Raw genomic sequence first — 18,267 nt, forward strand, 5'->3', positions numbered from 1 at the left:
GGACGACGCGGGTGCGTCAGCCCTTGACCGCCCCGGCGAGCGCGAAGGACGAGCCGGCCAGACGCGTGACGATGACGTACAGCGCGATCACGGGCAGGGAGTAGAGGAGCGAGAACGCGGCGAGCTGGCCGTAGGCGACGGAGCCGTACTGGCCGAAGAACGCGAAGATGCTCACCGCGGCCGGCTGCTTCTCGGGCGAGAGCAGCAGGACGAAGGGGACGAAGAAGTTCCCCCACGCGCCGATGAACACGAAGATGAAGACGACCGCGAGGCCGGGGCGCATGAGCGGCAGGACGATCGCGCGCAGCGCCGTCATCGCGGAGGCGCCGTCCGTCCAGGCCGCCTCCTCGAGCGAGACCGGGACGGAGTCCATGAAGTTCTTCGTCATCCAGATCGCCATGGGCAGGGACGTCGCCGCCATGAAGAAGATGGTGCCCGGGAGCGAGTCCAGCAGGTTGAGCCGCACGAACAGCGAGTAGACCGGGACCATCATGGCGGTGATGGGCAGGCACGTGCCGAAGAGCACGGCGTACATGAAGGTCTTGTTGAACCGCATCCGGTACCGCGACAGCGGGTACGCGGCGAGGACGGACGCGACCACGGTGACGAGGCCGGTCCCGCCGGAGAGCAGGAACGCGTTCCACAGCGGGAGCCAGGTCTGCTCGGGGGTGGCGATCGCCGTGAAGTTGGCGAACGTCACCTCGTCGGGCACGTCGACGACGAGGGTCGCGCGCGCGTCGAGCGACGCGAGGACGATCCACCCGAGCGGCACGACGAAGCAGAAGCCGATGAGGACGAGCACGACGTTCGCCGCGAGGCGCGAGGCGCGCGATCCCGGGGCCGAGAGCGACATGCCGGTGCGACGCGGCGACCCAGGGGGTAGGGCGCCGTCCGGCCCGACGGGGGCGGGGACGCCGAAGACCGGCGCTCCGGTGGGTGCAGGGACGGGGACGGTCCGGGCCATCAGTCGACCTCCGGACGCAGGCTGCGGATGTAGACCACGGAGAACACGCCGCCGATGACGAGCATGACCGTCGCGATCGCGGTCCCGTACCCCACCTGGGCAAACTTGAACGCCTCCTGGTACGCGAGGATCGGCAGCGTCGAGCTGTCGGTGCCCGGGCCGCCCCCGGTCATCACGAAGATGAGCGTGAACACCGACAGCGTCTGCAGCGTCGTGAGCATGAGGTTGGTCGAGATCGAGCGACGGATCGTCGGGATGGTCACCCACACCAGGCGCTGCATCCCGTTCGCGCCGTCGACACGCGCGGCCTCGTTGATATCCGGTGGGACCTCGGCGACGGCCGCGGAGTAGACCATCATCGAGAAGGCCGTCCCGCGCCAGACGTTCGCGAGGATCACGGCGAGCATCGGCGTGTCGAACAGCCAGTCCGGTCCCTGGATCCCGACGCCGGCGAGCAGCGCGTTGAGGCTGCCGTCGGCGTGGAAGAACGCGTAGGCGGCGAACGCCGCGACGATCTCGGGCAGCACCCACGCGGTGACGACGAGCGTCGAGACCACGACGCGCACGGGCTTGAGCGCCGAGCGCATGAGCATCGCGAGGAGAAGGCCCAGGACGTTCTGGCCGACGATCGCCGACGCGACGACGAACAGGACCGTGAGCCACAGCGCCTTGGGGAAGTTCGGGTCCGAGAGCAGGTCGGCGTAGTTCTGGAGGCCCACCCACTCCGGGTTGGCGGCGTTCGGGCCCGTGAGCGCGGCGTTGGTGAACGACCCGTAGAAGGACCAGATCACCGGGCCCAGCATGAACAGGGCGAGGAGGACGACGGCGGGGACGAGGGGCACGAGCCGGCCCGTGCTGCGACGCAGGTGCCGCCGAGACGGGGCCGGTCCCGCTCCCCTCGCCCCGGCGGGCGCCGGGGCGAGGGTCGCGGACACGCTCAGCCCTCCGTCGTGTTCTCTTCGCCGACGACGTCGACCACGGCCTCGTCGTAGACCGCGGCCGCCTCCTCGGGCGTCTGCTGACCGGTCATGACGGACTCCATCGCGACCTGGATCGCGTTGGAGACCTGCGCGTAGTCCGAGGTCGCCGGGCGGAAGTTCGTCACCTCGACGAGGTCGGAGAAGAACGCCGTCGTCGGGTTCGACTCCTCGTACGACGGGTCGTCGGCGACGTCCGTGCGCACCGCGATCTGGCTGTTGTCGATCGCGAAGCGCAGCGAGTTCTCCTTGTTCAGCGCGAGAGACAGGACGTCGAACGCGACGTCGGGGTTCTCGCTGCCAGAGCCGATCGCGAGCGTCCACCCGCCCGACATGCTCACCGCGCCCGGGTCCTGGCCCTCCTGGGTGGGCATGGGCGAGGTGCCCATGACCTCGCTCCACTCGGGCCACGGGGCCGTGCCCGACTCGAGCCATGTCCCGGCCATCCACGACCCGTCGAGCGCGATGCCGAGCTTGCCGTTCGGCAGCCAGTCGGCCGAGACCGTGTTGCCGACGTTGGGGTCGAGCGCCTGCTGCGGCGTGGGCGCGAGCCCTTCGGAGTAGATCGTGCCGATGAACTCGAGCGAGTCCACGAACTCCTGCGACCCGACGACCCACTTCTGCTCGTCCGCGTCGTAGAGCGTGCCGCCCGTACCGTAGAGCAGCATCTCGAAGCCCTGCATGGCCGAGGCCTCCCCCATGGGCTTGCCGGCGTAGACGTTGAGGGGGATGACCTCCGGGTCGGCAGCCTTGATCGCGCGCGCGGCGTCGAGCAGCTCGTCCCACGACGCCGGCGCCCAGTCGTCCGGGAGGCCCGCCTTCGCGAGCACCTCCTTGTTGAACCACAGTCCGCGCGTGTCCGTGCCCATCGAGACGCCGTAGGTCTTGCCGTCGTCGCCAAGCCCCGCCTCCTTCGCGCGGTCGACGAACTGGTCCCAGTCCTCCCACTCGGCGAGGTAGTCGTCGAGCGGCAGGAGGTAGCCCGCCTCGACGTCCGACTTGATCATGAACGTGTCCTCGTACATGAGGTCGGGCGCCGTGTTCGGCGAGCGGTTCATGAGGGCGAGCTTGGTGAAGTAGTCGTTCTGGCTCGCCTCGATCGGGACGAGCTCGATGGTGACGTCCGGGTTCTCGGCCTCGAACTCCGCCTTGACGTCCTGAAACAGCTCGTCGGCCTGCGTGAAGTTGCCGAACTTCTGGTAGGCGATCTTGATCGTCGCCTCGCCGTCGTCGGAACCGCCACCTCCGGAGCCGCACGCTCCGAGGGTGAGGGCGAGGGTGAACGCCGCGGTCCCCGCGGCCAGGGGTCGTGCCAGTCGCATGGTGCTCCTTTGCCACATGAAGAGCCCGGCACGCCGGGCTGGCTGGTCGTTTAACTCAACCGAATTGAGTTAATGATGTCAAGAGTTCGTCAGAATCTGCGGCGCGGTACGAGCGGACGCGGGTGCCCGCTCTGAGGAAGCGCTCCCGAGGAACCCTCGTTCTGAGACGCCGAGGGCCTTGGCCTACCTCGCCGCGGCCGTCCCCGGGGTAGCTCGCCCGGCCCTGTCCTGCAGGACCTGCTCGACCGGTGCCGCGATGAGGCCGGACGGCCTCGGTGTGAAGAGGTCGTCGAGGACGAGGCTCGCCGCACCGACCGCACCGACGTGCTCCCCGACGGCCGAGCCGAGCACCTCGACCGGGTGCATCTCGCGCAGCGTCGCACGTGCGGCCAGCTCCTCCCGCACGACCGAGGTGTAGGCGGGCTCGAGGCGCGCCCAGCTCGGCCCGCCGAAGACGACGACGCGCGCGTCCACGAGGTCCGCGACGATCGTGATCCCGTGCGCGACGCGGCGCGCGGACGTGCGCAGGATGTCCGCCGCGACGTCGTCGCCGGCGACGGCGGCGCGGCACACGCTCGTGAGCGCCGCGTCGAGCTCGCGCGGAGACGTGCACGGGGTGCCCGGGTCGAGCACGCCTCGCGCCACCGCCTCCCCCACGAGAGTCGCCGGCGACGCGCTCACGCCGATGCACCCGCGGTTCCCGCAGGTGCACGGCGGGCCGTCGCTGTCGACGATGAGATGGCCGATCTCGCCCGCGTTGCGCGACGACCCCGGCAGCAGCTCCCCCTCGTGCGCCACCGCGACGGCGACGCCGAAGCCGAGGTAGAAGAAGAGCGACGTCCCGTGGAGCATCCGGTTGCCGCGCCACAGCTCGGCGACCATCGCGGCGCTCACGTCCTTCTCGAGGATGACGGGCAGCCCGGTCGCGACGGCGAGCTCGTCGCGCAGCGGCACGTCCGCCCAACCCTCGAGCAACGGCGGGTGGATGACGCGCCCCGCAGCCATGTCGATCGGCCCCGGCGCGGCGACACCCAGGCCGAGGACGTCCTCCCGGCGCACGCCCGCGACGTCGAGCATCCGGGACGTGCTCCGCGCGACCTCGGCGACGAGCGCCTCCGGTCCGAGCGGCGTCTCGAAGATCGTCTTCTCGACGAAGCCGCCGCGCAGGTCGACGAGCACGGCCGTGGCGACGACCGGGTCCACGTGGACGCCGAGGGCGTAGGCACCGCGCTCGTCGAGGTGGAGCATGGTGCGGGGTTTGCCGCGTCCCTCGACGCGCCTCTCGCCCTCGACGACGAGCCCGCGGCCGATGAGGCGCGACACGATGTTCGAGATGGTCTGCAGCGACAGGCCGGTGCTCGCCGCGAGCTCGACCCGGCTCAACCCGTCGTCGGTGCGTCGGATCTGGTCCAGCACGACCATCTGGTTGAAGTCACCCATGCGCGGCAGGTTCGTACCCCGGCGCACCATCGTCATCCTCCGCTCGGTCAGCCCGGACACACCGTAGCCCGTGCCAGGGTGACGCGCGCTCCTCGAGTCGCGCGCGAGGCGCGCGACGTGCACGGCGGAGCGCTCGATCCGATCGACTTTCACCAGAGGTTGCGCCCTTGCGTCGGTGTGCAAGGGCGGGGCAAGCTCTGGATGGTCATCGTTTCCTCGGAGCCCCTTCCCCCTGACGACGTCCCCCACGTCGACGCCGCCGGCCGTCGCGCGCGTCAACCTCAGCGTCGAGTTCGTGGTGGAGACCTGGGCGTCCGGGTAGACATGTGCCATGCCAGCGGCGTAGCGACTCCCTTGGATACCTTGCGGACAGCGCTGTCGGCGGCCATTCTGGTCCGGACGTCCGGCAGCGTCGCCGACCAGTCCGCGGATCGACACGACGAGGTGAGTCCCGTGAACGACATGTCCCGCACGAGGGTGCACGGAGCGACGGCTGAGCGAGCACCGGGGAGGGGCCGCACGCGCGGACCCGCGGCGATGCTCGCCGCGCTCGGGCTTGCGGTGCCGCTGGGGGTGGTGGGCGTGGTCGCGACCGCGGCGCCCGTCGCGGCGGCGCCGGTCTGCAACATCCACTGCGACGCGCGAGACCCGGCTCTCGCGGCGGGGGACCGGACGCCGGTGCGGGCCACGGTGTCGGGTCGGACCGTCGTCCTGCACCTGAGCGACTCGGACCCGATGGGGTGGGCGTCGATCGACGGCGGCCGAGGAGGCGACGAGGTGTGGCTCGACCGGTCGTTCGACGGCGGGAAGACCTGGGACGGCCTGCTCGGCGTGACGGCGGTGCCGAGCGGTGGTTCCGGCTGGCGCACCCAGATGTACAACAACGACGACTGGGCGAACCTCGGCGTCGGGGCGCTGCGCGCCTGCGGGCGCGCCACGGACACCGGCGCGGTCGCGTGCACGCCGTGGGCGCGCACCACCTGGAACGCGGGAAACCGCGCGACCGCCGCGGCGACCGCGATGATGGCGACGTACGACGTCGACACCGGGCTCTTCAACGGCAACGACTGGTGGACGTCGGCGCCCGCTCTCTCGGCCGTGATCGAGAACGCCCGCGTCACCGGGATGGGCAGCTACCGGTACGCCATGGCGCGCACGTACGACCGCAACGTGAACCGCACGGACGGGCACCACGAGGGCCAGTTCCGCAACGAGTACATCGACGACACCGGCTGGTGGGCCATGGTGTGGCTCGACGCCTACGACCTCACGGGCGAGCAGCGCTACCTGGACACGGCCCGCGCCGCGGCCGACCACATGCACGCCTACTGGGACGGCGCGTGCGGGGGCGGCGTCTACTGGAAGACCGACCGCCTCAACAAGGCGTCCATCGCGAACGTGCTCTACCTGCAGGTCAACGCCTCCCTGCACAACCGCCTCCCGGGAGACTCGACGTACCTCGCGCGAGCCCAGGCCGAGTGGGACTGGTTCCGCGGAACCGGACTGATCCGCTCCGACGGGCTCGTCGTCGACGGGCTCTCGGCGAACGGGTGCACGCCGGGCGGCGCGACGTTCACCTACAACCAGGGCGTGCTGATCTCCGGCCTCGTCGAGCTGCACGAGGCGACGGGCGACGGCGCGCTGCTCGACCAGGCACGGCGCACCGCCGACGCGATGACCCGGCCCGGGGGCGGGCTCACCACCTCGGCGGGCGTGCTGCGCGACCCGGCCGAGGGCTGGGACACGTGCCGCAACGACGGTGCCTCGTTCAAGGCCGGTGCGATCCGCGGCCTCGCCGAGCTCGACCGGGCCCTGCCGGGACGACCGTACGAGCAGTACCTCGACCACCAGGCGAGCACCGCGCATGCGAACGCCCGCAACGCGTTCGACCAGTACGGGTTCTCGTGGTCCGGGCCGGCGCCGGGCGACACGGGCACGGGGTGCCAGAGCAGCGCACTCGTGGCGGTGAACGCGGCGTACTGAACCGGTCGGATGCCGCCCGGTCGTTTCGAGCCCAGGAGAGCACGTTCGCGAAGCTCCTGGCCTCAGAGCTGTCCGCCGAGGCGCACGCCGAGGCATTCCAGCAGCCGCATCGACGAGGACACGATCCTCGTCGATGCGGACGAGACGTCCGATGCTCGGCGGGCCAGCGAGGCCGCACGCCTGATCAGGGGTCTCGAGGAACGGTGATCCAGCACGCTCGAAGGCTGTGACTTCGTCCCCTTCAAGACCGGGCGGTCGTCACCCGACGTCGGACGACGACCACGTTGTCAGTGACGGTTGCGTGCTGCCCGTCGGGTCCGGTGGCGGTGCGTTGTGGTGCGTCGCACTGCAGCGTGTCCCAGCGGTCGTCCAGCTCGAGGGATGCCAGCACCTGGGCGGGGGTGGGGAACTGCACGTCCTGGCCTGCCTGCCAAGACCAGGGTGGCACCGAGGCGTGCTCGACGACGATCAGCAGGCCGCCCGGAGCGACGGCCCGGGCAGCCCTGCGCTGGATCTGGTCGCGCGGGATCTCCAGCGGGGTATGGAAGTAGCAGGCGCTGACCAGGTCGAAGGTCCCGTCGGGGAACGTCGAGGCGACGTCGTGCCGGCTCGTGGTGACGCGGTCGGCGAGCCCGGAGGATGCGGCGGCGGCGTCGACGCGGGCGAGGGCGGTGGCGGAGACGTCCACCGCCGTGACCTGCCAGCCTCGCGCCGCGAGCCAGAGGGCGTCGCCGCCGTGCCCGCAGCCCAGGTCCAGCGCCGTACCGGGTGTGGTTGAGTGGCTGGTCACGAGGTCGACCAGAAGATCGTTCGGCGTCGTCCCCCACTGGGCGTCGAGGCGCACGTAGTGGTCTTCCCAGAAGCTCTCGGAGTCGGATGGAATGGTCATGGTCGTCGTCCCCTCTCAGTGGGGTTCAGGAGGCTTGGTCAGCCCGGGGGCGTCGAGCTCGTAGGACGCACAGCGCCGCGAGGGCGAGGGCGAACAGGATCGCGCTGGCAAGGAAGGCGATGCGGTAGCCGTACACCATCGCATCCTGTCCGACGATGTCGGGGACCGCTCCGTCACTGGCCTGGAGGTAGCCGGTGAGCGCGGTGATGTAGAGGGTGTTGAGCAGCGCCGGGCCGAGGGCGCCACCGACCTGCTGGGTGGTGCTGATCATGGCGCTGGCCACCCCGACGTCGGACGGCGCGACCCGGGCGAGTGCGGCGTTGGGCAACGCGACGAAGAAGAGGCCCAACCCCAGCCCGGTCATGGTCATCGCGGGCAGGACCACTTCGGCGTACCCGCCGGTGGGTTGCAGCCGGGTGAGCCAGAGCGTGCCGACCAGTGCCACGGCCACGCCTGCCACCATGAGCGAGCGCGGCCCGCTCCTGAGCACGAGCCGCGACCCGAGCGGCGCGGCGGCGATGATGCCGGCACTGAACGGCAGGAACGCGAGCCCGGCCTGCAGCGGCTGGTAGCCGAGGATGATCTGCAGCTCGTAGGTCAGGAACAGCATGAGACCGAACATCCCCGCTCCCACCAGCAGCGAGGCGAGCAGCGCGCCGCCACGCTCGCGGTCGAGCATCACCCGCAGCGGCAGCAGCGGGGAGGTTGCCCGGTGCTCGATGAGGACGAAGACGCTGAGCAGGACGAGGCCGACGATCAGCAGGCCCCAGGTCGCCGGAGCCCCCCATCCCGACTCGGCCGCCTGGGTGAAGCCCCACACCAGGGCGGCCAGCCCCGCGGTCACGGTGATTGCGCCAGGGATGTCGTAGCGACGGACTCCCTCGGCGCGGCTCTCCCGGATGGTCGGAAGCGCCGCCAGGGCGGCTCCTATGGCCAGCGGGACATTGACGAAAAGGCACCAGCGCCAGCCCGCGTACTCGGTCAGCACCCCGCCGGCGACGAGTCCGATCGCGCCTCCGGCGCCCTGCAGAGCGCCGTATACGCCGAACGCCTTGGCCCGCTCATGGGGATCGGTGAAGGTGACCGCGATCAGCGACAGCGCTGCGGGCGCGAGCAGCGCGGCGAACACTCCCTGCAGCGCACGTCCGGCGAACAAGGTCGCCGCGTTCGGGGCGATACCCGCGATCATGGAGGCTGCAGCAAAGCCGACCAACCCGATCAGGAAGACGCGCTTCCTGCCGACGAGGTCGACCACGCGTCCGCCCAGGAGCAGCAGCCCGCCGAAGGCGAGTGCGTACGAGGTGACTGCCCACTGCCTTTGCGCGTTATTGATGTGCAAGTCCGCCTGGGCGTGGGGTAGCGCGATATTGATGATGGATGCGTCAAGCACCACCATCAGCGTGGCGATGGAGATCACGGCCAGGGCCAGCCAGCGGCGGGGGTCCAGGGCGAGCGTGCCAGCCTGCGGGTCGGCGATTTGGTCGGTCATGACAAGCAGTCCTCGATCGGGGCAGCAAGAGTGGGGTTGTCGGGATCCGCGCGGGGAGTCCGACTACGGCAGCGTGGACGTGACCGTGCCAAAGTCGCAAGCAATCATGCCGTTTTGGCATACTGGCTCCATGACGACCTCACACCAGGACCGGCTGGAGGCCGTAGGGCCACGCTTGCGAGAGCTGCGACGCCGTCGCGGCCTGACGCTGGCCACCCTTGCCGAGCGGACTGGGATCAACGAGAGCACGCTCTCGCGCCTCGAGGGCGGCACCCGCAAACCCACCCTCGAGATGCTCCTGCCTCTCGCCGAGGTGTATGCCGTGCCGCTCGACGTGCTCGTCGGCGCACCGCGCACCGGCGACCCGCGCATCCATCTACGTCCCGTCACCCGGGACGGTTTGACCTACGTGCCACTCAGTACCCCAGGCGGGGTCCAGGCCCACAAGCTGCTGATCCCGCCGAAGTCAGGCGGTGAGCCGGAGCTCAAGACCCACGCCGGCTTCGAGTGGCTCTACGTCCTCACCGGCAGGCTGCGCCTGATCCTCGGCGACAATGAGCTCGTCCTCAAGCCCGGCGAGGCGGCGGAGTTCGACACCCACGTACCGCACTGGCTCGGGCCGGACGACGAACGCACCGTCGAGCTCCTCGTCCTGTTCGGGCAACAGGGAGAACGAGCCCACCTCAGAGCCCGCACCACCCCACGCCCGAAGACGTCGTAGTGGCACAGCCCTGCGCCCTCGAATCCGCAGCAGCCCGGGCGTCGCTCAGCGATAGATCCATGGCGTTCGCGCCGCCCTCTCGGGCAGGTGGGTGTACGGCCGTGGCTCGCCCCCTGCATCCCCGGATGGCCGCGGCGCGGCAGTCCGGTGCGGTCCAAGCTGCGGCGCACAGAGGTTGAGCGCGAGCGCGACGTCCGTGACCGCGAGGGCCGGCCGGTGAGCACTCGCATGAAATTTCGCGTGGAGTCACAGTCGTTGCGGGCCTCTCAGTCGAGGACTTCGGGAAACACCGAAGGCCGCTGACCAGGAAAATACATCCTGACCAACGGCCTTCAAGGAGTGGAGCTAGGGGGATTCGAACCCCCGACCTTCTCATTGCGAACGAGACGCGCTACCAACTGCGCCATAGCCCCTCGAGCGGTGTACAGACTAACACCTCGGGCCCGTGGTCCTGCAAACCGGTGACACCGCGCAGCGACCCCGACGGACAGGTGTCGGGCCCCTCTCGGCTACTGCCCTGCCGCGCGTCGCCGCGCGAGGATCTCGTCGAGGGCCAGTCCCAGGGTCTCGGTGCTCGGCTTCTGCGCGTCGCCCTCCGCCCGCTCCGGCGCCGCGGTCCGCTCGGGCATCGGCACCGCCGGCGTCGCCACCGCGGGGGGTCGCACCGCGGCCGGCGACGTCTCGTCGTCGGTCAGCGGGGCCGGCTCGCGCCGGGGGGCCGTGGCCTTCATGGTGTACGTCGGCCGCGGCACGGGCACCGGGTCCCAGGCACGTCCCGAGGGGACGCGGTCCTCGGTCGGCTCGGTCGCCTCGGCGACGGTGGTCTGCGGCTCGTCGCGCTCCGGGCGCGCCGAGGAACCCTCCGCGGGGTCGTCGTCGGTGCGCGGGGCGCTCGACCCGGCGCGCGACGTCCCGCGCGCCGAGCCACCCGAGGTCGCGACCGTCGCCGCGGCACCGTCCGCGGCAGCCGTCACGCTCGCCCGGGCCAGGTCCTTCGCCGTGACGCGCGGGATCATCTGCGTGCTGAGCTGTGACCCGTGCACGGCCCGGCCGGTCACCCGGGGTCGCACGTTGCGCGGGGCGGCCGGGCTGCCGGCGACCGTGCCGCGCGCGGCGCGGGCCTCCGCCCGACGCTCGGCGAGCCACGCGGCGTCGGCCCGCTGCGCGGACAGCACGGCACGCCGGCCGAGGACGAGGACCAGGGCGAGCAGCGCCGTCGGGACGGCGGCCGCCCACCACGACACCAGGCCCAGACCGACGACGACCCATACGGCGACGCTGGCGAGCAGCAGGACGGCGGTCAGCGCGAGACGCCGACGCGCGGCGGCCGCGCGGCGTTCCAGGAGCGCGAGCCGCGACGTCGACGGACGCACCGCGTTCGGGACCGCCCCTCGGGGGGACGACGCGCTGCCGCTGGTCTCCATGGCGTCCTCCACCTCGTCGTGCGTCCGACCGTCCGACCGGTCCGATCGTTCCGTGCTCGTGTCCGCAGCGCCTGCAGTACCCGTCGTCCTCGGCGCGGCCCCCGGTGCGGCGCCGAGCAGAGCCCGGCCCCCGCCCGACGGCCCCGCCTCGACGGCGAGCGCCGGCACCAGACGCTCGGGAGCGCCGATGCCGCGCCCGGCGACGGACAGGACGCGCAGCGCGCCCGAGAACCGGTCCTCCGTGCGCGCCTCCAGCAGCTGCTGGCGGTGCTGCACCCGGTGGGGCACGTAGTACCCCAACCACAGCAGGACCACCGCGAGCGCGACGATCCCCGAGGCCGATTCCACGTTCCGACGGTAGGCGAGGCCCTCGCACGCGGCCCGGACGCGCTCCGGCGTGTCGGGCGCCCGGCATCCGCGGAACGCCCGACGACGCGTGCCCGACGGCGCGTCAGCCGTCACCGCGGCGGGTCGCCTGCCAGCGCGCCAGGAGGCCGTCCGGGACCTCCTCGGTCGTGATCGCGAACGTGCGGTGGTCGCGCCAGGCGCCCTGGATGTGGAGGAAGCGCTCGCGCAGACCTTCGTCGCGCAGGCCGAGCTTCTCGACGACGCGCAGGCTCGGCCTGTTCTCCGGCCGGATGTTGATCTCGATCCGGTGCAGTCCGAGGACGGCGAAGCAGTAGTCGACCGACATGGCGACGGCGGTCGGGATGATCCCCCGCCCGGCGACGTGCTCGCTCACCCAGTAGCCCACGCTCGCCCCGCACAGGGACCCGTACGTGATGGAGGAGACCGTGAGCTGCCCGACGAGCTCGCCGTCGTACTCGACCGCGAACGGCAGCGACGAGCCGTTGCGCGCCTGCGAGGTGAGCGAGCGGACGTACTCGCCGAACGTGGGCGGGCCGCCCGGCCCGGAGCGGGGTGACGTCGCCTCCCACTGCTCGAGCCACTCGGCGTTCCGCGCGCGCAGGGTCATCCAGTCGTGGGCGTCGCGCCGTCGCAGCGGGCGCAGCACCACGGACCCGTCGAGCGTGTCCTCACGCAGCGTGACCGGCCAGGGCTTGGTGACGGTCCACGCGCGTGCCGTCCTGCCCGTCATCGTGGCGTCCTTCGTGCGGCGTCCATCCTCGGCCTTCCTCGCGCGTGCCGAAGCTCGGACGACCCGGCCTCGCTGACAGGGTCTACCACGGCCGCGGCCGGCGCCACCAGCCGCGACCGTGGCGTGGTCAGCCGAGCGTGACGACGACGCGCACCTCGGCGCCGGCCGGCTGCACGGGGATCGGGAGCGTCGGGTCGTGGTCGACGCCGTCGACGGTCACGGCCCGCACGCCCGTCGACACGTGGTCGGGGTTGCGCACCTCGATCGCGTAGACGGCGCCGCGCCACTCGCGCCGCACCTCGAACCCGTCCCAGTCGCGCGGGATCGACGGGTCGACGACGAGCCCGTCCAGCGCGAGGCGGACACCGAGGACGTACTTCGTCACGGCGGTGTACATCCACCCGGCCGTGCCGGTGAGCCACGGGTTCTGGGCCTTGCCGAACCACTCGTGGTCCCGGCCGTAGAGGAACTGCACATAGGCGTACGGCTCGGCCCCCCGGACCTCGATGTTGTCGTTCTGGTGATACGGGAGGATCGCGTCGTAGAGCTGCACCGCCCGGTCGCCACGGCCCAGCAGCGCCTCGGCGATGATCGGCCACGCGTTCGGGTGGGAGAAGATCGCGGCGTTCTCCTTGATGCCCGGGTAGACGCGCGTGACGAACCCGACGGTGTCGTCCACCTGCGTGAAGGCCGGCCAGTTGAGGTGGCTGCCGTACTCCGAGCCGAGCAGCTCGCGCACCGCGTCCATCGACGCCTCGCCGCGCTCCTGCGTCGTGATGCCGGCGATGACGGGCCACGCCTGGTGCTCGAGGAAGATCTTGCCCTCGGCGTTCTCGGCCGAGCCGATCTTCACGCCGTCGCGCGTGTAGCCGCGGATCCACCAGCGACCGTCCCAGAGCTGGGTGTCGGCGACCTTGGCGATGCGCTCGCGCTCGGCCGTGAAGCGCACGACGTCCGCCTCGGCGCGCTCGTCGCCCGCCGCCGCGAGCGGCTCCGCGATCTCGAGGAACGCGCCGATCGCCCACGCGTGCAGGAACGTCACGAGCGACGTCTCGCCGCCGCCGAGGTTGAGACAGTCGTTCCAGTCCGCGCGCAGGCCGAGCGCGACGCCGTTCTGGCCGACCTGCTCGGCCGAGAACTCGAGCGCCCGGACGAGGTGGTCGTAGACCGTGCCCGGCGTGCCCTCGGCGAACGGGATCTCCAGGTCGAGGAACGCGCGGTCCCCCGTCTCCTTGACGTACTCCACGACCGACGGCACGAGCCACAGGTGGTCGTCCGAGCACGTGTCCTCGAGCCCGTGGATGAGGTCCTTCGGGTCGACGGTCGGCACGATGGTCGGCGACGGGATGTCGGGGAGCTGCTCGGCGTCGGGGTCGAACGCCTTCGGGTCGAACAGGTGCAGCCCGTAGCCGGCCTCCGTCTGGGCGCGCAGGAGCTCGACGATGCGCTGCCGCGTCTTCGTCGGGCTCGAGTGGATGACGCTCAGGACGTCCTGCGCGGTGTCGCGGTAGCCGAGGCCGGCGCGCCCGCCCACCTCGACGAACGACGCGAACCGCGACCACTGCACGCACGTCTCCGCCTGGAGCAGCGTCCACGTGTTGATCATCGTGTTCATGCCCTCGTGGGGCGTGCGGATGCGCAACTTCTCCTGCTTCGCGCGCCAGTGGTCGCGCAGGCGGGCGCGCTCGGCGTCGACGGCCGGGACGTCGGCGTCCAGGTCCGCGTACTTCGCCTGCATCGCCCGGCCGGCCGCATCGCGCGAGCCGTACCCGAGCAGGTAGACGAGGCGCTTGGTCTCTCCGGGCTCCAGCACGATCTCGTGCTGGAGGGCTCCGCAGTGGTTCTGCGTCGTGGCGCTCGTGCCCGAGCCGTGGCCGCGCTCGATCGCGATCGGGTTGGACTCGGTGCGGTACGGGCCGATGAAGGAGTCGCGCAGCGAGTCGTACGAGGACGGCGTCTCGCTCGACGCGAAGTAGTGGAACGTCCACGGCTCGTAGAAGAAGTCGTACTCGACGATCCCGTCCTCGTACGAGGAGCCCGACGCGTACAGGGACATCTGTAGGTTCTGGTTGTCGATCGTGATGGTGTGGAAGCTGAACTCGACGTAGCCGGAGACCGTGAGGCGGCGCTCGCGGTCCGTCGTGTTCGTGAGGCGCACGTCCCACACCTCGACGTCGTCGTCGACCGGGACGAAGACGGTCTGCTCGGCGTCGACGCCCTTGTACTCGGCCCGGAAGGTCGAGTAGCCGAGCCCGTGCCGCGTCGTCCACCGGCCGGCCCCGCCCGCGGCGTCGAGCTCCTCGTCCGGCCCGACGAACGGCTTGCCCACGGGCTGCCACGACACCGACCAGTAGTCGCCGTCGTCGGCGTCGCGCACGTACACGTAGTGGCCGGGGCGGTCGAGCGGCACGCCGTTGGGGCGGAACCGCGTGATGCGCCCCTGCTGCGAGCTCTTGTAGTACGAGTACCCACCGCCGGTGTGGGACAGCACCGTGCACAGGTCCTTCGTGCCGAGGTAGTTCGTCCACGAGACGGGGACGTCGGGGCGCTCGACGACGTACTCGTCGCGCGCGGTGTCGAAGCGGCCGTAGCGCATCGTTGCTGGGGTTCCTCTCCGGGGTGCTGCTCGGGTGGTCGTGGTGCCCGACGGCGCGTGGTCGCCGGGTGGGTGCGTCCGGCTCGTGCCGGGACTGGCTCAGACGCCGGCGGTGACGAAGCCGCGGAGCCAGTCGAGGAGCTCGCCCGCCTTCTCGGGGGTGTCCGCCTCGACGAACATCCGCAGGACGGGCTCGGTGCCGGAGAACCGCAGGAGCGCCCAGTTGTCGTCCTCGAGGAGGATCTTCGTGCCGTCCAGGTGGGAGACGGACACGACGGGGTACGGGCCGACGTGCGTGAGCGGCTCGGCGGCGAGCCTCCGCGGGACCTCGACGCGCATCTCCGGCGTCGCGGGGACCCCTGCCTCGAGCGTGTACAGGCGGCCGGTGATCTCGTAGACCGTCGCGCGCAGCTCGGAGATCCGCTTGCCCGTGCGCGCCAGCATCTCCGCGACGAGCGCGCACGCGAAGATCCCGTCCTTGCCGAGGATCCAGCCGCGGATCGTCAGGCCACCCGACGACTCCCCGCCGAGGACCGCGCCGATCTCCTCCATGCCGGCGGTGACGTGCTTGAAGCCGACCTTGACCTCGCGCGACTCCTCGCCGAAGTGCGCCGCGAGGCGGTCGAGCAGGTGCGTCGTCGCGAGGTTGCGCACGACGCCGCCCCGCTCGCCGCGGACCTCGTGCAGGTACCAGTACAGGAGGAGCAGGAGGTCGTTGGTCGCGATGTACTCGCCGGTCTCGTCGACGATGCCGATGCGGTCGGAGTCGCCGTCGGTCGCCATGCCGAGGTCGTAGCGCCCGCCGCCCTGACGGATCATCGAGACGAGCGTGCTGAGCCGCTGCAGGTCGGGCGCGGGCGCGACGCCGCCGAACAGCGGGTTGTGCGCGGCGTGGATGAACTCCGAGCGGACGCGCATGTCGGAGAGGATCGTGCCGAGCGTGAGCTGGCTCGTCCCGTACATCGGGTCGACGACCACCTGCAGGTCCGACCCGCGCACGGCCTCGACGTCGATGATCCGCTCGATCGCGTCGACGTACGGGTCGGTGAGCGCGCGGTCGGTGACGACGCCCGTACGGCGCGCGATCTCGATGTCGAGCGTGATGACGTCGTCCACGGAGAGCGCGTTGGCCTCGTCCTGGTACCGGTCCGTCTCGTCGTCGAGCGGCAGCGACCCGTCCTGGCGGAACACCTTCATGCCGTTCCACTCGGGCGGGTTGTGGCTCGACGTGACGATGATCCCGTAGGCCGCGCCGAGGTACGGGGCGGCGAAGGTCACGAGGGGCGTGGGGACGTCGTCGGGCAGGAGCGTGACCGCGATGTTGTTGCCCGCGAAGACCTCCGCGGCGGCGATCGCGGACTCGCGCGACAGGAACCGGCGGTCCCCGCCGATCACGACGCCCTTTCCGTCGAGCCCTCGGCGCACCGTCTCGTTCGCGATGGCCTGGCACAGCCGGCGCACGTTCGCGAGCGTGTAGCCCTCGCCGATGACTGCCCGCCACCCCCCGGTGCCGAACACGATCTTCGTGTCCGTGTTCTTCGTCGGGACGAACAGCCGCTTGAGGACGACGTCCGCGGCCTCCTGCAGCTCGTCCGGCGTGTTGATGCCGCGCACCTCGTCGGTGTCGTAGATCCGGTACGACGAGATCTTGCACCCGGCGCCGATGACACGGCGCGCGAGTTCCGTGAGCCGGTGCTCGCCGCCCGCGGCCATGGCCTCGAGCTCGCGGAAGAGCAGGGCCGGTGAGGCGACGTAGGCGCCCACGTTGACCTCGGGCCGCTCCCCCACCGGCGCGCCCGCGCGGTCCTCCGGCTCGAGGATCGCGCTGATCTCACCGTCGGCCCGCACGACGAGTCCCGAGCTCGGCTGCGGGTCGTCGACGACGGCCGACAGGAGCGAGAGGTCCGACCGCGTCAGGGTGTGACGGGTGAGCACGCCCAGGAGCGACTCGGGGCGCAGCAGCGGCGTGTCCGCGTAGGCGACGAGGACCGGACCGTCCGCGTCCGCGCCGAGGACGGACGCGACCGCCCCGCGCGCCGCGAGGACCGCGTCACCCGTCCCCCGCGGCTCGGGCTGCTCGACGTAGACGACGTCCTCACCGACCAGCTCACGCACCGCCGGGTCGTCGGGCGAGACCACGACGACGACGCGACCCGGGTCGACGACCTTGCACACCGTCGCGACGGCGAGCTCGACGACGGTCGCGTCCCCGAGCGGCCGGGTGAGCAGGTTGCGCGACGCGGCGTCGTGACCGGCGGCGAGGACCACCGCGGCACGGGTGGCCCGGGCGGAGGACGCGGTCGACGACGCGGTCGACGACACGGTGGAGGACGCGGTGGACGACGCCCCGGACGGCCGACGCGCCGGTGCCGAGGGCGGACCCGGCTCGGTGGACGGACGGAACGTCGGATCGGTGGACGGAGCGGTCGTCGGCGCAGTCATGGCGTCCTCACTGGTCGGCGCAGGCCGGCCCTGACGCGAGCGAAAGGCTTTTGTCAGGAGTCCGTACTAGTACGTTCCCGATCATAGGTGCGTCCGGAGCGTCGAGGGAACCCCGTACCCGTGCACGACGGCCCAGACCTCACCCCGCGCGGTGGACGGCCCATCCCGGCGCGCGGGTGACAATAGGGACATGAGTGGCCCGGACCAGCCCTACCCCCTGCACGGAAGCATCGAGGTCGAGGACGCGAAGGAGATCCTCCGCAAGGCCATCCGGACGAACCGACAGTCCCGCTCGGACCGGCTCCGCAAGGAAGCGGCCGTCGCCGTCGCGGACGTGATCGAGACGATCCCCGAGGTCGCGGCGGCGACGTGCGTCGCGACCTACGCCGCCCGACCCGCCGAACCCGGCACCGCCGAGCTGCTCGAACGGCTCGCCGCGCGCGGGGTCCGCGTGCTGCTGCCGGTGCTCGGCGCCGGGCTGCAGCGCGACTGGGCCGAGTACGACGGCCCGGCCGACCTGCAGGTCCGCGCGCCCGGACGCCCGCCCGAACCTGGCACCGCCCCGCTCGGGCCGGAAGCGCTCGCGCTCGCCGACGTGGTCGTCGCGCCCGCGCTCGCCGTCGACTCGCGCGGCGTCCGGCTGGGCCAGGGCGGCGGCTGGTACGACCGCGCCCTCGAGCACATCCGCCCCGGCGCGCGCGTCGTCGCCGTCGTCTTCCCCGAGGAGGTCTACGACGCCGACGACCGCCCCCTCCCCCTCGAACCGCACGACAAGACCGTCGACGCCGTCGCGACCCCCCGCGGCTGGCGCTGGCTCCCCTGAGCACTCGCCGTCGGTGGACCGGAGACGCGAAGTAGTTCCCCGGTCCTTGTGCTCGACGGCGCATGGTCGCCTGGGGTGTCGGGGTGGGTGGGGGCGCC

13 protein-coding genes and 1 tRNA gene are annotated in these 18,267 nt (G+C 71.5%); 3 read left to right on the forward strand and 11 right to left on the reverse strand.

The genetic code is table 11. From position 1 onward, the window contains the following. Window positions 1-16: 16 nt before the first annotated feature. The 4 genes from AC4H2G_RS21380 to AC4H2G_RS21395 form a co-directional block, all read right to left on the reverse strand. On the reverse strand, window positions 17-853 hold the full coding sequence (locus AC4H2G_RS21380) for a carbohydrate ABC transporter permease (RefSeq protein WP_494367769.1): 837 nt from the start codon (window positions 851-853) through the stop codon (window positions 17-19). A gap of 110 nt (window positions 854-963) precedes the next feature. Continuing rightward, window positions 964-1,899, reverse strand: a complete 936-nt coding sequence (locus AC4H2G_RS21385; protein ID WP_494367757.1) for a carbohydrate ABC transporter permease — start codon at window positions 1,897-1,899, stop codon at window positions 964-966. A gap of 2 nt (window positions 1,900-1,901) precedes the next feature. Continuing rightward, the gene (locus tag AC4H2G_RS21390; protein ID WP_494367758.1) at window positions 1,902-3,263 is read right to left on the reverse strand and encodes an extracellular solute-binding protein; all 1,362 of its coding nucleotides are present in this window, start codon (window positions 3,261-3,263) and stop codon (window positions 1,902-1,904) included. 183 nt (window positions 3,264-3,446) lie between these two features. Then, window positions 3,447-4,739 (reverse strand): ROK family transcriptional regulator, encoded by a 1,293-nt coding sequence (locus AC4H2G_RS21395; RefSeq protein ID WP_494367759.1) that lies wholly within the window; start codon window positions 4,737-4,739, stop codon window positions 3,447-3,449. Window positions 4,740-5,165: 426 nt separating this feature from the next. Between AC4H2G_RS21395 and AC4H2G_RS21400 the strand changes: the two genes are divergently transcribed. Further along, a complete protein-coding gene (locus AC4H2G_RS21400; protein ID WP_494367770.1) occupies window positions 5,166-6,686 on the forward strand; it encodes a glycoside hydrolase family 76 protein in 1,521 nt (506 codons plus the stop codon). Between the two features lie 241 nt (window positions 6,687-6,927). Here AC4H2G_RS21400 and AC4H2G_RS21405 read toward each other — a convergent pair whose 3' ends face one another. Both AC4H2G_RS21405 and AC4H2G_RS21410 read right to left on the reverse strand, forming a co-directional pair. Then, window positions 6,928-7,575 carry a class I SAM-dependent methyltransferase gene (locus AC4H2G_RS21405; protein WP_494367760.1) on the reverse strand — a complete coding sequence of 216 codons (648 nt, stop codon included), beginning with the start codon at window positions 7,573-7,575 and terminating at the stop codon, window positions 6,928-6,930. A 25-nt stretch (window positions 7,576-7,600) separates the two neighbouring features. Further along, a complete protein-coding gene (locus AC4H2G_RS21410) occupies window positions 7,601-9,064 on the reverse strand; it encodes an MFS transporter (protein WP_494367761.1) in 1,464 nt (487 codons plus the stop codon). Window positions 9,065-9,194: 130 nt separating this feature from the next. Here AC4H2G_RS21410 and AC4H2G_RS21415 point away from each other — a divergent pair, with 130 nt between their 5' ends. Next, the gene (locus AC4H2G_RS21415) at window positions 9,195-9,785 is read left to right on the forward strand and encodes a helix-turn-helix domain-containing protein (RefSeq protein WP_494367762.1); all 591 of its coding nucleotides are present in this window, start codon (window positions 9,195-9,197) and stop codon (window positions 9,783-9,785) included. 340 nt (window positions 9,786-10,125) lie between these two features. Here the strand turns inward: AC4H2G_RS21415 and AC4H2G_RS21420 are convergent. The 5 genes from AC4H2G_RS21420 to AC4H2G_RS21440 all read right to left on the reverse strand — a co-directional run bounded on the left by AC4H2G_RS21420 (window position 10,126) and on the right by AC4H2G_RS21440 (window position 17,346). Next, window positions 10,126-10,198 (reverse strand) — tRNA-Ala (locus AC4H2G_RS21420). Between the two features lie 96 nt (window positions 10,199-10,294). Further along, a complete protein-coding gene (locus AC4H2G_RS21425; RefSeq protein WP_494367763.1) occupies window positions 10,295-11,557 on the reverse strand; it encodes a hypothetical protein in 1,263 nt (420 codons plus the stop codon). A 103-nt stretch (window positions 11,558-11,660) separates the two neighbouring features. After that, window positions 11,661-12,308 carry a GNAT family N-acetyltransferase gene (locus AC4H2G_RS21430; protein WP_494367764.1) on the reverse strand — a complete coding sequence of 216 codons (648 nt, stop codon included), beginning with the start codon at window positions 12,306-12,308 and terminating at the stop codon, window positions 11,661-11,663. A gap of 127 nt (window positions 12,309-12,435) precedes the next feature. After that, window positions 12,436-14,904, reverse strand: a complete 2,469-nt coding sequence (locus AC4H2G_RS21435) for a glycoside hydrolase family 94 protein (protein ID WP_494367765.1) — start codon at window positions 14,902-14,904, stop codon at window positions 12,436-12,438. Window positions 14,905-15,003: 99 nt separating this feature from the next. After that, the gene (locus AC4H2G_RS21440) at window positions 15,004-17,346 is read right to left on the reverse strand and encodes an NTP transferase domain-containing protein (protein WP_494367766.1); all 2,343 of its coding nucleotides are present in this window, start codon (window positions 17,344-17,346) and stop codon (window positions 15,004-15,006) included. 190 nt (window positions 17,347-17,536) lie between these two features. Here AC4H2G_RS21440 and AC4H2G_RS21445 point away from each other — a divergent pair, with 190 nt between their 5' ends. Beyond that, window positions 17,537-18,169 (forward strand): 5-formyltetrahydrofolate cyclo-ligase, encoded by a 633-nt coding sequence (locus tag AC4H2G_RS21445; protein WP_494367767.1) that lies wholly within the window; start codon window positions 17,537-17,539, stop codon window positions 18,167-18,169. Window positions 18,170-18,267 lie beyond the last annotated feature (98 nt).

The sequence above is a fragment of the Cellulosimicrobium sp. BMG9.23 genome, assembly GCF_059159985.1.

What these genes read in the sequence shown, in the direction of transcription:
- AC4H2G_RS21380 (WP_494367769.1), bottom strand. Translation starts at nt 853, where the DNA reads ATGTCGCTCTCGGCCCCGGGATCGCGCGCCTCGCGCCTCGCGGCGAAC.
- AC4H2G_RS21390 (WP_494367758.1), bottom strand. Translation starts at nt 3,263, where the DNA reads ATGCGACTGGCACGACCCCTGGCCGCGGGGACCGCGGCGTTCACCCTC.
- AC4H2G_RS21395 (WP_494367759.1), bottom strand. Translation starts at nt 4,739, where the DNA reads ATGACGATGGTGCGCCGGGGTACGAACCTGCCGCGCATGGGTGACTTC.
- AC4H2G_RS21400 (WP_494367770.1), top strand. Translation starts at nt 5,166, where the DNA reads ATGTCCCGCACGAGGGTGCACGGAGCGACGGCTGAGCGAGCACCGGGG.
- AC4H2G_RS21405 (WP_494367760.1), bottom strand. Translation starts at nt 7,575, where the DNA reads ATGACCATTCCATCCGACTCCGAGAGCTTCTGGGAAGACCACTACGTG.
- AC4H2G_RS21410 (WP_494367761.1), bottom strand. Translation starts at nt 9,064, where the DNA reads ATGACCGACCAAATCGCCGACCCGCAGGCTGGCACGCTCGCCCTGGAC.
- AC4H2G_RS21415 (WP_494367762.1), top strand. Translation starts at nt 9,195, where the DNA reads ATGACGACCTCACACCAGGACCGGCTGGAGGCCGTAGGGCCACGCTTG.
- AC4H2G_RS21430 (WP_494367764.1), bottom strand. Translation starts at nt 12,308, where the DNA reads ATGACGGGCAGGACGGCACGCGCGTGGACCGTCACCAAGCCCTGGCCG.
- AC4H2G_RS21435 (WP_494367765.1), bottom strand. Translation starts at nt 14,904, where the DNA reads ATGCGCTACGGCCGCTTCGACACCGCGCGCGACGAGTACGTCGTCGAG.
- AC4H2G_RS21440 (WP_494367766.1), bottom strand. Translation starts at nt 17,346, where the DNA reads ATGACTGCGCCGACGACCGCTCCGTCCACCGATCCGACGTTCCGTCCG.
- AC4H2G_RS21445 (WP_494367767.1), top strand. Translation starts at nt 17,537, where the DNA reads ATGAGTGGCCCGGACCAGCCCTACCCCCTGCACGGAAGCATCGAGGTC.